14 protein-coding genes are annotated in these 12387 nt (G+C 71.0%); 5 read left to right on the top strand and 9 right to left on the bottom strand.

Going from position 1 to position 12387, the window contains the following annotated elements; genetic code table 11:
• Positions 1 to 89 precede the first annotated feature (89 nt).
• Positions 90 to 1010 (bottom strand): hypothetical protein, encoded by a 921-nt coding sequence (locus ACWC9R_RS27345; protein WP_450735410.1) that lies wholly within the window; start codon positions 1008 to 1010, stop codon positions 90 to 92.
• 77 nt (positions 1011 to 1087) lie between these two features.
• Between ACWC9R_RS27345 and ACWC9R_RS27340 the strand changes: the two genes are divergently transcribed.
• From ACWC9R_RS27340 to recX, 4 genes are all read left to right on the top strand, one after another.
• Positions 1088 to 1282 carry a DUF3046 domain-containing protein gene (locus ACWC9R_RS27340; RefSeq protein ID WP_362605348.1) on the top strand — a complete coding sequence of 65 codons (195 nt, stop codon included), beginning with the start codon at positions 1088 to 1090 and terminating at the stop codon, positions 1280 to 1282.
• A gap of 115 nt (positions 1283 to 1397) precedes the next feature.
• Positions 1398 to 2636 carry an AI-2E family transporter gene (locus tag ACWC9R_RS27335; protein ID WP_450735408.1) on the top strand — a complete coding sequence of 413 codons (1239 nt, stop codon included), beginning with the start codon at positions 1398 to 1400 and terminating at the stop codon, positions 2634 to 2636.
• Between the two features lie 243 nt (positions 2637 to 2879).
• A complete protein-coding gene (gene recA / locus ACWC9R_RS27330) occupies positions 2880 to 3992 on the top strand; it encodes a recombinase RecA (RefSeq protein ID WP_362605346.1) in 1113 nt (370 codons plus the stop codon).
• A 6-nt stretch (positions 3993 to 3998) separates the two neighbouring features.
• Positions 3999 to 4655, top strand: coding sequence for a recombination regulator RecX (recX, locus tag ACWC9R_RS27325; RefSeq protein WP_450735406.1), 657 nt, complete (start codon positions 3999 to 4001; stop codon positions 4653 to 4655).
• A gap of 95 nt (positions 4656 to 4750) precedes the next feature.
• On the opposite strand, the gene ACWC9R_RS27320 is transcribed toward recX, so the two are convergent.
• The 8 genes from ACWC9R_RS27320 to ACWC9R_RS27285 form a co-directional block, all read right to left on the bottom strand.
• The gene (locus ACWC9R_RS27320; RefSeq protein ID WP_450735404.1) at positions 4751 to 5131 is read right to left on the bottom strand and encodes a rhodanese-like domain-containing protein; all 381 of its coding nucleotides are present in this window, start codon (positions 5129 to 5131) and stop codon (positions 4751 to 4753) included.
• On the bottom strand, positions 5128 to 5670 hold the full coding sequence (locus ACWC9R_RS27315; protein ID WP_450735402.1) for a cysteine dioxygenase: 543 nt from the start codon (positions 5668 to 5670) through the stop codon (positions 5128 to 5130). The genes ACWC9R_RS27320 and ACWC9R_RS27315 overlap by 4 nt, the downstream gene beginning before the upstream one ends.
• Before the next feature lie 78 nt (positions 5671 to 5748).
• Positions 5749 to 5835, bottom strand: a complete 87-nt coding sequence (locus tag ACWC9R_RS27310; RefSeq protein WP_311044721.1) for a putative leader peptide — start codon at positions 5833 to 5835, stop codon at positions 5749 to 5751.
• Positions 5828 to 7645, bottom strand: coding sequence for an FAD-dependent monooxygenase (locus ACWC9R_RS27305; RefSeq protein ID WP_450735400.1), 1818 nt, complete (start codon positions 7643 to 7645; stop codon positions 5828 to 5830). Before ACWC9R_RS27305 ends, ACWC9R_RS27310 begins: the two co-directional genes overlap by 8 nt.
• A 183-nt stretch (positions 7646 to 7828) precedes the next feature.
• Positions 7829 to 8764, bottom strand: a complete 936-nt coding sequence (locus ACWC9R_RS27300; protein ID WP_450735398.1) for an amino acid ABC transporter permease — start codon at positions 8762 to 8764, stop codon at positions 7829 to 7831.
• Positions 8765 to 8834: 70 nt separating this feature from the next.
• Entirely contained in the window at positions 8835 to 9482 is a 648-nt protein-coding gene (locus tag ACWC9R_RS27295) for an amino acid ABC transporter permease (protein ID WP_450735396.1), read from the bottom strand.
• 128 nt (positions 9483 to 9610) lie between these two features.
• The gene (locus ACWC9R_RS27290; protein WP_450735394.1) at positions 9611 to 10519 is read right to left on the bottom strand and encodes a glutamate ABC transporter substrate-binding protein; all 909 of its coding nucleotides are present in this window, start codon (positions 10517 to 10519) and stop codon (positions 9611 to 9613) included.
• Between the two features lie 56 nt (positions 10520 to 10575).
• On the bottom strand, positions 10576 to 11361 hold the full coding sequence (locus tag ACWC9R_RS27285; protein WP_450735392.1) for an amino acid ABC transporter ATP-binding protein: 786 nt from the start codon (positions 11359 to 11361) through the stop codon (positions 10576 to 10578).
• 279 nt (positions 11362 to 11640) lie between these two features.
• On the opposite strand from ACWC9R_RS27285, the gene ACWC9R_RS27280 reads away from it, so the two are divergent.
• The gene (locus tag ACWC9R_RS27280) at positions 11641 to 12381 is read left to right on the top strand and encodes a response regulator transcription factor (RefSeq protein ID WP_450735390.1); all 741 of its coding nucleotides are present in this window, start codon (positions 11641 to 11643) and stop codon (positions 12379 to 12381) included.
• The last annotated feature ends 6 nt before the right edge of the window (positions 12382 to 12387 follow it).

Below are 12387 nucleotides of genomic sequence, written 5' to 3'. Positions count from 1 at the left end.
TATCGGGGCGACCCTCCGCCTTGCGATCGCACGCACCAGACGCCGCGGGGCCGCCCTTCGGGCGAACGACGGGAGTTTGACGACAGGTCCTAGAGGGGCCGCCCGTAGGCCCGGAGGGTCAGCAGCGCCTTGAGCGTCACCATCGGACGGCTCTCCAGCGCCGTGCCGGGTGCCCACACCCGCCAGTTCACCGGCCAGCCGCCGTCCTCCTCCTGGAGCGCGAGGAGATGGTCCAGCGCCCGCGCCATCTCCTCGTCGGTGAACCAGTCGCGGGCCAGCGAGCCGGGCGCGGGCGCGAAGTCGTAGGCCAGGTGGTGTTCCCCGGGGGCGTACCCGGGCGCCACCGGGACGTCCGCGGCCCGCTCCGGGTCCAGCAGCACCAGACCCCGGTCCCGTACGAGCCGGCCGAGCCGCTGCGCCGCCGCGGCGGCCCGCGGCCGGTCGGGGGCGCCGTCCAGGAAGGCCACCGCCGCCTCGACCTCGTACGGGTGGGTCTCCTCCATCGACTCCACCGCTGCCCAGCAGTAGTCCGTGGCCCGGAAGAGCCAGGCGTGCCACACCTCGTTGCGGTGCAGGACACCCACCACGGGGCCGGTGGCCAGCAGCGCGCTCGGCGGATTGTCGACCACCGGAATCCAGGGCGCGGCCGGGTAGCCGCGCTGTGAGGGGTGCAGCGCGGGCAGCGCGCCCTCCGGGGTGGAGATCTTCGTCAGATAGCGGCAGATCCGCTCCACCTGGCGGCCGTCGCACCGCCCGATCAGATCGAGCACCTTCAGGGCGTGCGCGGTGTGCAGCGGCTGGCTGACCGGGCCCCGGAGATCGGGCTCCAGGGCGTGGCCGAAGCCGTCGTCATCGTTGCGGTACGCGGCGAGCGCGGTCTCCACGGGGTCGGCCCCGCCGCCCAGGAAGTGGTACTCGAAGAGCCGCTGCTCGAGTACCCGGGCGGTCAGCCAGACGAATCGCTCGGCACGTGCCAGAGGAGTCGGAGGAGAGCTTACGTATTCGGCCATGCGCTGACCGTAGGGCGCAATTCTCCCGGTGGCACCGGCTCGCGTCCGCTGCCCTCCCAGGGCGGGATACTGAAGGCATGCGGTTGACGGTCTTCTGGCAGCGGATGGCGGATCACTTCGGTGCGGCGTATGCCGACTCCTTCGCGCGCGATCATGTGATGTCCGGCCTCGGCGGCCGGACCGTGCACGAGGCGCTGGACGCGGGATGGAGCGCCAAAGAGGTGTGGCGGGTGGTGACCTCGGTCATGGAGGTGCCGCCCGAAAAACGCTGACCTTGCCGTTCGCGCGGCGCTGACCTGCGATGATGGCGGCCCGACGGCCGGATGCCGCGGACCGGGGCACGGATCGGGACCGGGAGTGTCATGGGCGTACGGGACACTTGGCTCCGTGCCCGAGTCAGAAGAGATCACCAGTAACGACGTCACACGCCCCGAGGACCGGTCCGATGCGCGGATGCCGCGCTGGCTGCCGCGCGCCATGGTGCTCGCGCTCGCCCTGGTGGCCTGTTTCCAGCTCGCCACCTGGGGATTCCACCAGCTGATCAGCCTGCTGCTGAACGTGCTGATCGCGTTCTTCCTCGCGCTGGCCGTCGAACCGGCCGTCGACTGGATGGCGGCCCGGGGGGTGCGGCGCGGCATGGCCACCGGGCTCGTCTTCGTCAGCATCCTCGTCGTCGCGGCGGGCTTCTTCGCGCTGCTGGGCTCCATGCTCGCCGGGCAGATAGCCAACATGGTCGCGGAGTTCCCGCAGTATCTGGACTCCCTGATCAGCTGGATCAACAGCACCCTGCACACCCACCTCTCGCGGGTCGAGGTGCAGAACAACCTGCTCAAGTCGGACTGGCTGCAGAAGTACGTCACGGACGGCGCCAACAACGTGCTGGCCGTCTCCGCGACGGTGCTGGGCAGCCTGTTCAACCTCCTGACGGTGGCGCTGTTCTCGTTCTACTTCGCCGCCGACGGCCCCCGGCTGCGGCGCGCGCTGTGCTCCGTGCTGCCGCCGCACCGCCAGACGGAGGTGCTGCGCGCCTGGGAGATCGCGGTCGCCAAGACCGGCGGGTATCTCTACTCACGCGGCCTGATGGCGCTGATCTCCGGCATGGCGCACTACGTGCTGCTGCAGATCCTGGGGGTGCCGTACGCCCCGGCGCTGGGCATGTGGGTGGGCCTGGTCTCCCAGTTCATCCCGACCATAGGGACCTACCTCGCGGGTGCCCTGCCCATCCTGATCGCGTTCACCGTCGACCCCTGGTACGCCCTGTGGGTCTTCGGCTTCGTCGTGATCTACCAGCAGTTCGAGAACTACCTGCTCCAGCCGCGGATCACCGCCAAGACGGTGGACATCCATCCTGCCGTCGCCTTCGGCTCGGTCGTCGCCGGTACGGCCCTGATGGGCGCGGTGGGCGCGCTGATCGCGATCCCGGCGACGGCGACCCTGCAGGCCTTCCTCGGCGCGTATGTGAAGCGGTACGAGGTCCCCGACGACCTGCGGGTCCACGGCAGGCGCGGGCACGGTGTCCGGGCCCTGGCCCGGATGCGGCGGAACCTGCACCGCGCGCAGCCGACGGCTCCGCTGGAGGACCGGAAGACGGACGGCGCCACGGCGGAGGACCAGGACGTCCGCTGACGGAGGGCGCACCGCCGGAAGACCGGGCGGCGTCGCCGGCGGACGGTTCCCCGTCGGCGACATCCGGGCGGAAGCGCTTGACACTAAAATCGAACATCCATTCTCATGAGAGAACCGGCCTTCGCTCTCGGGCTTTTTCGCGGAGTTATCCACAGGCCGGAGCCGGGTCCGGGCGCATTGTCAGTGGCAGGCGTTAGCGTCATGGACGTGAAGCGATCGACTCAAGCAAATCGGGTGGAACCCATGGCAGGCACTGACCGCGAGAAGGCGCTGGACGCCGCACTCGCACAGATTGAACGGCAATTCGGCAAGGGCGCCGTGATGCGCATGGGGGAGCGGTCGAAGGAGCCCATCGAGGTCATCCCCACCGGGTCCACCGCACTCGACGTCGCGCTCGGCGTCGGCGGCCTCCCCCGCGGCCGCGTCATCGAGGTCTACGGCCCGGAGTCCTCCGGTAAGACGACCCTGACCCTGCACGCCGTCGCGAACGCACAGAAGGCCGGCGGCTCCGTCGCGTTCATCGACGCCGAGCACGCCCTCGACCCGGAGTACGCCAAGAAGCTCGGCGTGGACACCGACTCCCTGATCCTGTCCCAGCCGGACAACGGCGAGCAGGCGCTGGAGATCACGGACATGCTGGTCCGCTCCGGCGCGCTCGACCTCATCGTGATCGACTCCGTCGCCGCCCTGGTGCCGCGGGCCGAGATCGAGGGCGAGATGGGCGATTCCCATGTCGGCCTCCAGGCCCGGCTGATGAGCCAGGCACTGCGCAAGATCACCAGCGCGCTCAACCAGTCCAAGACCACCGCGATCTTCATCAACCAGCTCCGCGAGAAGATCGGCGTGATGTTCGGCTCGCCGGAGACCACGACCGGTGGCCGTGCGCTGAAGTTCTACGCCTCGGTGCGCCTCGACATCCGCCGCATCGAAACCCTCAAGGACGGCACGGACGCGGTCGGCAACCGCACCCGCGTCAAGGTCGTCAAGAACAAGGTCTCCCCGCCCTTCAAGCAGGCCGAGTTCGACATCCTCTACGGCCAGGGCATCAGCCGCGAGGGCGGCCTGATCGACATGGGCGTGGACCACGGCTTCATCCGCAAGTCCGGTGCCTGGTACACCTACGAGGGCGACCAGCTCGGCCAGGGCAAGGAGAACGCCCGCAACTTCCTCAAGGACAACCCGGATCTCGCCAACGAGATCGAGAAGAAGATCAAGGAGAAGCTCGGCATCGGCGTGCAGCCGCAGGACCCGGCGGCGGAGCCCGGCACGGACGCCGCGGTGGCGGCCGAACCGGCAGCCGCAGCACCGGCGGCCAAGGGCGCCAAGGGCTCCAAGGCCGCCGCGGCCAAGAGCTAGCCCGCCATGACACGGCGAACGGAATGGCCGGGCGGCGCGGACGAGACGCACAGCGCCACCGGCGACGCCGAGACCCGTAGCGGCCGCAGGGGCCGTCATGGCCGTGAGGACAGCGGTGGTCCCTCCTCGTCGAGGGCCGAGTCGGGACCACCGCGTACACCCGAGGAGCAGGCACGGGCCATCTGCCTGCGCCTGCTCACCGGGAATCCGCGTACCCGCAAGCAACTCCAGGACGCCCTGCGCAAACGGGACATCCCCGAGGAGGTCGCGGACGAGGTGCTGTCCCGCTTCGAGGACGTCGGGCTGATCGACGACGCGGCCTTCGCCGACGCCTGGGTGGACTCCCGCCACCACGGGCGCGGCCTGGCCCGCCGTGCCCTGGCCCGCGAACTGCGCACCAAGGGCGTGGACTCCGCCCTCATCGAGGTGGCCGTCGGCCGCCTCGACTCCGAGCAGGAGGAGTCCACCGCCCGCGCACTGGTCGACCGCAAACTGCGCTCCACCCGGGGCCTGGACCGCGAGAAGCGCCTGCGCCGTCTGGCCGGAATGCTGGCCCGCAAGGGATACCCGGAAGGCCTCGCCCTCCGCGTGGTCAAACAGGCATTGGAGGAGGAAGGCGAGGACCCGGACCTCCTGGCGGAGCACTTCCTGTCGGAGGGATGAGGGGCGGTGGCCGGAACGACCGTCAGCGTGCCCGGTGGGACCGGAGACCGGGCCGCACGCCGGACGGCCCGGTGGGGCGCGGGGTGTGCAGCCCCTCAGTCCTCGACCGTCAGCCCCGCCGCACGCCAGGCCTGGAAGCCGCCGTCCAGGTCGGTCGCCCGGTACAGCCCCAGCCGGCGCAGGGAGAGAGCGGCGAGGCTCGAGGCGTAGCCCTCGTTGCAGATGACCACGACCGGCAGATCATGACCGGTCGCTTCCGGGGCACGGTGCTCGCCGGTCGGGTCGAGCCGCCACTCCAGTTCGTTGCGCTCGACGATCAGCGCGCCGGGGATGGTGCCGTCGCGCTCCCGCAGCTCCGCATAGCGGATGTCCACCAGCAGCCCGCCCGCCTCCTGGACGGCGTCGGCCTCCCGAGGACCGACCCGGTGCCCCAGCTCGCTCCGGGCCTGCGCCAGCAGTGCGTCGACCGCGCTCATGCCCACTCCTCCGGCTGCTCCACCGCTTCGAGCCGCAGCACCGGCCCGGTGCGGCTGTAGCGGCGCATCAACGGCAGCGGCGGGTAGTAGGCGTGCACCGACACCGCGTGGGTGTCCGCGGAGAGGTTGAGCACCTGGTGCACATGGTGCGGGCCGAACGCCCGGCCGCGCCCGTCGCTGAGCCGGCGCTCCCGGTCCACGTCGTCGGCGAGTTCCAGGGTCTTCCAGCCCTCGGTGGGCAGCGCGGCGGTGAGCGACTGTTCCGTCAGTTCCCCCGAGGCCGCCGCGAAGGCGCCCCGGGAGCCGCCGTGGTCGTGCCAGCCGGTGCCGGTGCCGGGCGGCCAGCCGATCAGCCAGGCCTCGGCGCCGCCCGGCCCGTCCAGCCGCAGCCAGGTGCGGCCCTCGGGGTCGAGCGGGAGCGAGGCGACGAGCGCCGGGTCGGCGGCGGCCCGGAGGGCGAAGTCGAGGAGTTCGGAGGCGCTGGGCCCGCCGTCATGGCCGGTGACAGGCGGGCGCGCAGGGGTACGTACGTCGGGCACGGAAACCGTCCTGAGTGATCGCGAAGAGGCGCGGCTGCCGGGCAGAGGCGGGCGGCCGCGCGGGGAGGGAACTGCGGATCAACAGGACGGGCGACACATGCAGCCCGCATAGCGGACCAGGTCGAGATGGACCCTCCGCCAGAATCGCGAGCTGTGGTCAGTCATCCTCGGAGTGAAGCACGGAGCTTCCCACAGGGTCAACCGTGGAGGCCGCCCCCTCCCCGGCCCCGTCGACCCCGGACGCCGCCCTCTCCTCGGAGTCCCCCGCCCGCCGGGCCCGTCCGGCTCCGGTCACCGGCCCGTGCGCCCCGCCCCGTACCGCGTTCGCGCACGCCGCCATCTCGGCCGGGCGGACGCCGGACAGCGCCGTGACCAGATGGCCGTCCGGCCGCACCAGCAGCACGGTGTGCGCGGCGGCGCCCGGATAGGCCTCGGTGACCAGGATCTCGGCGTCCATGGGCAGCGCGTCGACCGCGTCGGCCAGCCGGGGCATCAGGCCCGCCGACTGCCAGTGCCGGCGGTCCCAGACACCGGTGCCGGGTGCCACCAGCACCACCAGCAGGCCGTGCCCGAGCCGGTCGCGCAGCCGCACCACCGCACCGTCCGACGCGGTCACCGCCACATCCGTCACCGGCGCGCCGGGCGGCGTCTCGACGAGCGGGCCGCCGGTCTGCTCGGCGGGTGGCCCCAGCGGGGTGCGGGCGTAGACGGGCGGTGCGCCGAGCGGGCCGCGGCCCAGGTGGCCGTCGGTCAGCAGGGTGCTGCGGCCGCGCGTCGCGCCCGGCAGGACGGTGCGCCAGCGGACCGCGCGGCCGTCCCGCAGCAGCGGCAGCGCCTGGTCGGCGGCGCGCAGCCGGGCCGCGACCGCGCCCCGGCGCTCGGCCTGGTAGCTGTCGAGCAGCAGGTCGGACGCGCCGTGATGCCAGGCCAGGCCCAGCTTCCAGGCGAGGTTCTCGGCGTCGCGCAGCCCCTCGTCCAGGCCCTGGGTGCCGAGCGCGCCCAGCAGATGCGCGGCGTCCCCGGCGAGGAAGGCACGGCCCCGCCGCCAGTCCCGGGCCAGCCGGTGGTGCACGGTGTGCACCCCGGTGTCGAGGAGTTCGTAGGGCGGGACCAGCCGGCCGTGGCCGCGCCCCCGGGGGAGCGCGCCGTCGCCCTCCGTACCGGTCTCGTCGGCCGGGCCCGCCGGGGACTCACTGGTCCAGCCGGCCAGCGAGTCGCGGATGCGGGCGACCAGGGCGTCCGGGGTGACCAGTTCGCGCCCCGGCGGCAGCAGCCAGTCCAGCCGCCAGACATGGCCGGCCAGCGGGCGGGCGGAGACCTCGCTGCCCGGCCCGCCGCCCTGCCGGGGCGGGGAGCGGTGCAGCAGGGCCTCGCCGGGCCAGGGCAGCTCGCAGCGCAGCGCGGCCACCGCGTGCCGTTCGACGGCCGTACGGCCCGGGAAGCGGATGTCCAGCAGCTTGCGCACGGTCGACCGCGGGCCGTCGCAGCCGATCAGGTAACTCCCGCGCCACCAGGTCCCGTTGGGGCCGCGGGTGTGGGCGCTGACGCCGTGCTCGTCCTGCTCCAGATCGGCCAGCCGGCTGTCGGTGACGACCTCGGCGAGCTTCTCGTCGGCGAGCGCGGCGCGCAGGGCGCGGGTGAGCGCGTGCTGCGGGAGGTGGACCGGGGAGGCGGTCGTGGGGGCGGCGGCGCCGTCCGGGGTGCGCGGGGCGAAGGCGATGCGCTCCCGCAGGCGCCGGCGGCGCATCGTGCGCCAGGCCGTCCAGTGGGTGCCGGCGCTCTCCAGGGTGTCGGCGCAGCCGAGCCGGGCGACGAAGGCGGCGGTGTCCGGGCGGAGCACGACGGTGCGGGCGGGGCGGGTGTCCTCCTCGCCGGTGGTCTCGTCGAGGACGACGGTGGGGACGCCGAGCCGGGTGAGGGCGAGGGCGAGGGAGAGGCCGACCGGGCCGGCCCCGACGACGATCACCGGGTCCACGGCGCAGCTCCCCGGGGCCGCTGGTACGTACGGGACATGCGGGAACTGGCAGTTGGAGCCCGGTGCGTGATCACACAGCGTATGCAACCCACTGCGACCGCTCGCGTCAAGTGACGGAGGCGGTGGCGAGGGTGCCACCGCCTCCGGACGGATCGATATCGGCCGCGGGCGGCCCGTGACGGGTCAGTCGTTCGTGGTGCCGACCCCGTCGGGCATCGCGTCGGCGGCCTCCATCGCGTCGGCGGCCGTGACCGGCTCGCCGGCCGTGGCGACACCGATGCCCGTCTTGGCCCGCCGGCCGCGCCGCTCGATCCAGTTGGCGAGCGCGGACAGCGCCAGACACATCGCGACGTAGATGGTGCCGGTGACGATGATGAACGGGACGTAGGTGTCGTTGCCGTTGACGATGATGTTGGTGCTCATCTGCCGGGCGGTGAAGAGCAGTTCCTCGAAGGTGATGATGAAGCCGAGGGAGGTGTCCTTCAGGGTCACCACGAGCTGGCTGATGATCGTCGGCAGCATCGCCCGCACGGCCTGCGGGATCAGCACCGTCGTCATGACCTGCGTCTTGCTCATGCCCAGCGCGTACGCGGCCTCGCCCTGCCCCTTGGGCACGGAATTGATGCCGGCCCGCAGCACCTCGGCCTGCACCGAGCCGTTGTAGACCGTCAGGCCGATGATCAGTGCCCAGAACTGCGGCTGGTCCCCGGCCAGACCGAGGCTCTCCCGGTTGCTGAGCAGCAGCACCCACAGCGCGTAGATGGTGATCAGCAGCGGCACGGCGCGGAAGAGCTCGATGAAGCCGGTCGCCAGCCAGCGGACCGGCCGGTGGTCCGAGAGCCGCGCCACCGCGAGCAGCACGCCCAGCGCCAGCGACAGCACCGCCGCGACCGCGAAGACCTGGAGTGTGGTCAGCACGCCGTCGCGGATGTTGGTCCGCACACCGGCGTTGTTGAAGATGTTCCACACCTCGGGTGCGAGCTGGCCCTCGGTGTTCAGCCGCATCACGACGAAGGCGACCAGCGCCAGCACCGCGAGCGCGCCGGCGACGGAGTAGACGCGGTTGCGTGCCTTCGCCTTCGGACCTGGTACGTCGTAGAGAACGCTGGCGCCGCTCATGCCCTTACCTCGCTTTGTTCCGCCCCGCCTGCGCGCGGCACCCACGTCGTGCTGATCCCCTCACGGCCGCTCATCGGGCGACCCCCATACGGCGCTCCAGCAGCCGGAAGAGGCCGCTGAGGGCGAAGGTGATGATGAGGTAGGCGAGCGCGGTCCACAGGAAGATCCAGGCGATCGCGTATCCCTTGTCGTTCAGCAGCTTGGAGACGTTGAACAGCTCGCCGTAGCCGAACGCTCCGGCGATCGCGGAGTTCTTCGTCAGCGCGATGAAGATGCTGCTCAAGGGGGGCAGTACGGTGCGCGTCGCCTGCGGGAGCACGATCTGGCCCAGGGTCTGGGAGAACGTCATCCCGAGGCTGCGCGCGGCCTCCGCCTGTCCCAGCGGAACGGTGTTGATACCGGACCGCACCGCCTCGCACACGAAGGAGGAGGTGTAGAAGCCGAGCGCCAGCGTGGCGAGCACGTAGGGGCTCGCGCCCTGGAAGAGGACCTGCGGTACGACGAAGAAGGCGACGAGGAAGAGCAGCGTCAGCGGTGTGTTGCGCAGCACCGTGACCCAGGCCGTCCCGAAGGCGCGCAGCGGCGGTATCGGAGAGACCCGGAAACCGGCTATGAGCACGCCGAGTACCAGCGCGAGCAGGGCGCTGGACGCGGTGATCGCCAGGGTTCCGAGGAATCCGTCCCGGAACTCGGGCAGATAATCGAGGAGTACGTTCATGGGGTCTCCGCGGTAGCGGTCATCGGGTCGGCGGCGGGGAGGAGTTCAGCGGCGGTCGAAGACACCGCCCCGTACGCCCGCCGCGGCGGGCGTACGGGGCGGCACGGTCCGGTGGGTTCGCGAGCGCCTCAGTAGCGGGGCAGCGGCGTCTCCGGGGCGACGAACTTCGACCCGGACTTGCCGAGCGTGCCGTCGTACGCCTTCTTGTAGTCACCGTTCTTGATGTGGCTCTCCAGCGCGTCGCTGATCGCGTCGCGCAGGGCCTTGTCGTCCTTGTTCATGCCGACGCCGTAGGGCTCCTTGGTGAAGGTCTTGCCGACCACCCGGAGCTTCTCCGGGCGCTGGGCGGCGTAGCCCTTGAGGATCGCGTCGTCGGTGGTGACCGCCTGGACCTGGCCGTCGAGCAGGGACTTCACACAGTCCGAGTACTTCGACTGCTCGCTGGTCTTGGCGCCGTACTTCTTCTTCTTGATCTCCTGCAGCGGCGTGGAGCCGACGATCGAGCAGACCTTCTTGTCCTTGACGGAGTCCGGTCCGGTGATGGACTTGTCGTCCTTGCGCACCAGGAGGTCCGCGCCGGCGGTGTAGTACGGGCCCGCGAAGCCGACCTGCTTCTTGCGCTCGTCGTTGATCGTGTAGGTACCGACGTAGTAGTCGACCTGTCCGTTGGAGATGGTGGTCTCACGGACGTTGGAGTCGATCGTCTTGAACTCGATCTGCTTCTCGGAGAAGCCGAGGTCGGCGGCGACCATCTTGGCGATCTCGATGTCGAAGCCGGAGTACTTGCCGGTGGTGTCCTTGAAGCCCAGGAACGGCTGGTCGGCCTTCACACCGATGACGATCTTCTTGGCCTTCTGTGCCTTCTTCAGCACCGGAGAGTCGATCTTCGGCGCCGAGGCGACCTTGTAGTCGCCGCTGAAGACATCTCCGCCGGCCGGCTTGTCGCCCGCCGCACCCGACTCGCCGCCACACGCGGTCGCCGTCGCCGCCAGCGCGAGCACCATCGCACCGGCCGCGGCCGTCTTACGAATCCTCATGGTGAACATCCTTTGGTTCAACAGGTGTTGGCAATGATGGTGGCCCAACTGCGGCCTCAGTGATGGAGGATCTTCGACAGGAAGTCCTTGGCGCGGTCGCTGCGCGGGTTGTTGAAGAACTGGTTCGGCTCGGCCTCTTCGATGATGCGGCCGTCCGCCATGAAGACGACCCGGTTCGCCGCGGAGCGCGCGAACCCCATCTCATGGGTGACCACGACCATCGTCATGCCGTCCCGGGCGAGCTGCTGCATCACGTCCAGCACCTCGTTGATCATTTCCGGGTCGAGCGCGGAGGTCGGCTCGTCGAACAGCATCACCTTCGGGTCCATCGCCAGCGCACGGGCGATCGCCACCCGCTGCTGCTGACCGCCGGAGAGCTGTGCGGGGTACTTGTCCGCCTGGGTGCCGACACCGACCCGGTCGAGCAGGGCGCGGGCCTTCTTCGCGGCCTCCGCCTTGTCCGTTTTGCGAACCTTGGTCTGGCCCAGCATCACGTTCTCGAGCACGGTCTTGTGCGCGAACAGGTTGAAGGACTGGAAGACCATGCCCACGTCGGCGCGCAGCCGGGCCAGTTCGCGGCCCTCCTGCGGCAGCGGCTTCCCGTCGATCGTGATGCTGCCGCTGTCGACGGTCTCCAGGCGGTTGATCGTGCGGCAGAGCGTCGACTTGCCGGAGCCCGAGGGCCCGATCACGACGACGACCTCACCGCGGTTGATCGTCAGGTCGATGTCCTGGAGCACGTGCAGCGCGCCGAAGTGCTTGTTCACGTTGTCCAGCACGACCAGCTGGTCCCCCGTCGGTGCGGGGCCCTCGGCGTTCTTGGTCACCGATACTTCGCTCATCGGCGTGTAGCTCCGTCCTCCTCGGTTGGGGAGGAATCTAGGACGCCCCGCTACCAGCGTCATTACATCTGAGGGGAACTTGAGGATAACGATCCGGCGGCGGCGGGACGCCGGGTGAGAAGCGGGGCGCCGGGGGCGCAGACACCGAGAGGGTGGTGTCGTGGGCGTACCGGCTGGGTAACGGATGGCGGCGCGGAGGTGACCACCTCTTGACGCACAGGCCTCCCATCGCCGTAGATGCCCTGTGGCCCGTACGCACGCACCCGGGAGGAGGGCCTGATGAGACTGCTGCTCGTCGAGGACGACGATCATGTCGCCGCGGCCCTGTCCGCGGTGCTCGCCAAGCACGGCCTGGCCGTGGTGCACGCCCGCAACGGCGAGGACGCGCTCAAGGCCCTGCTCCCCGACGACGCGGAGCCGTTCGCGGTGGTGCTGCTCGACCTCGGGCTGCCCGACCAGGACGGCTTCGAAGTGTGCGGCCGGATACGCAAGCTCTGCGCCACCCCGGTCATCATGGTCACCGCGCGGTCCGATGTGCGCTCCCGCATCCACGGGCTCAACCTCGGCGCCGACGACTACGTGGTCAAGCCGTACGACACCGGTGAGCTGCTGGCCCGTATCCACGCGGTGAGCCGGCGCAACGCACCGGGGGGCGCCGAGCAGCCCGTCGAGGAGGGCACCGCCGACGAGTCGCTGCGGCTCGGCGCGGTCACCGTCGAACTCGCCACCCGCCAGGTCTCGGTGGACGGCACCGGCGTCCCGCTCACCCGCAAGGAGTTCGACCTGCTCGCGCTGCTCGCCCAGCGCCCCGGGGTGGTCTTCCGCCGGGAGCAGATCATCAGCGAGGTGTGGCGCACGAGCTGGGAGGGCACCGGCCGGACCCTGGAGGTGCACATCGCCTCCCTGCGCGCCAAGCTCCGCATGCCCGCGCTGATCGAGACGGTGCGCGGCGTCGGCTACCGCCTGGTCGTCCCGGCCGCCGGCCCGGGTGCGCGGACGTCCGCCGCCCCGGCCTCCTGAAGGCCG

The organism is Streptomyces sp. NPDC001219, from assembly GCF_053597915.1.
This window is presented reverse-complemented; position numbering and strand designations above follow the sequence as displayed.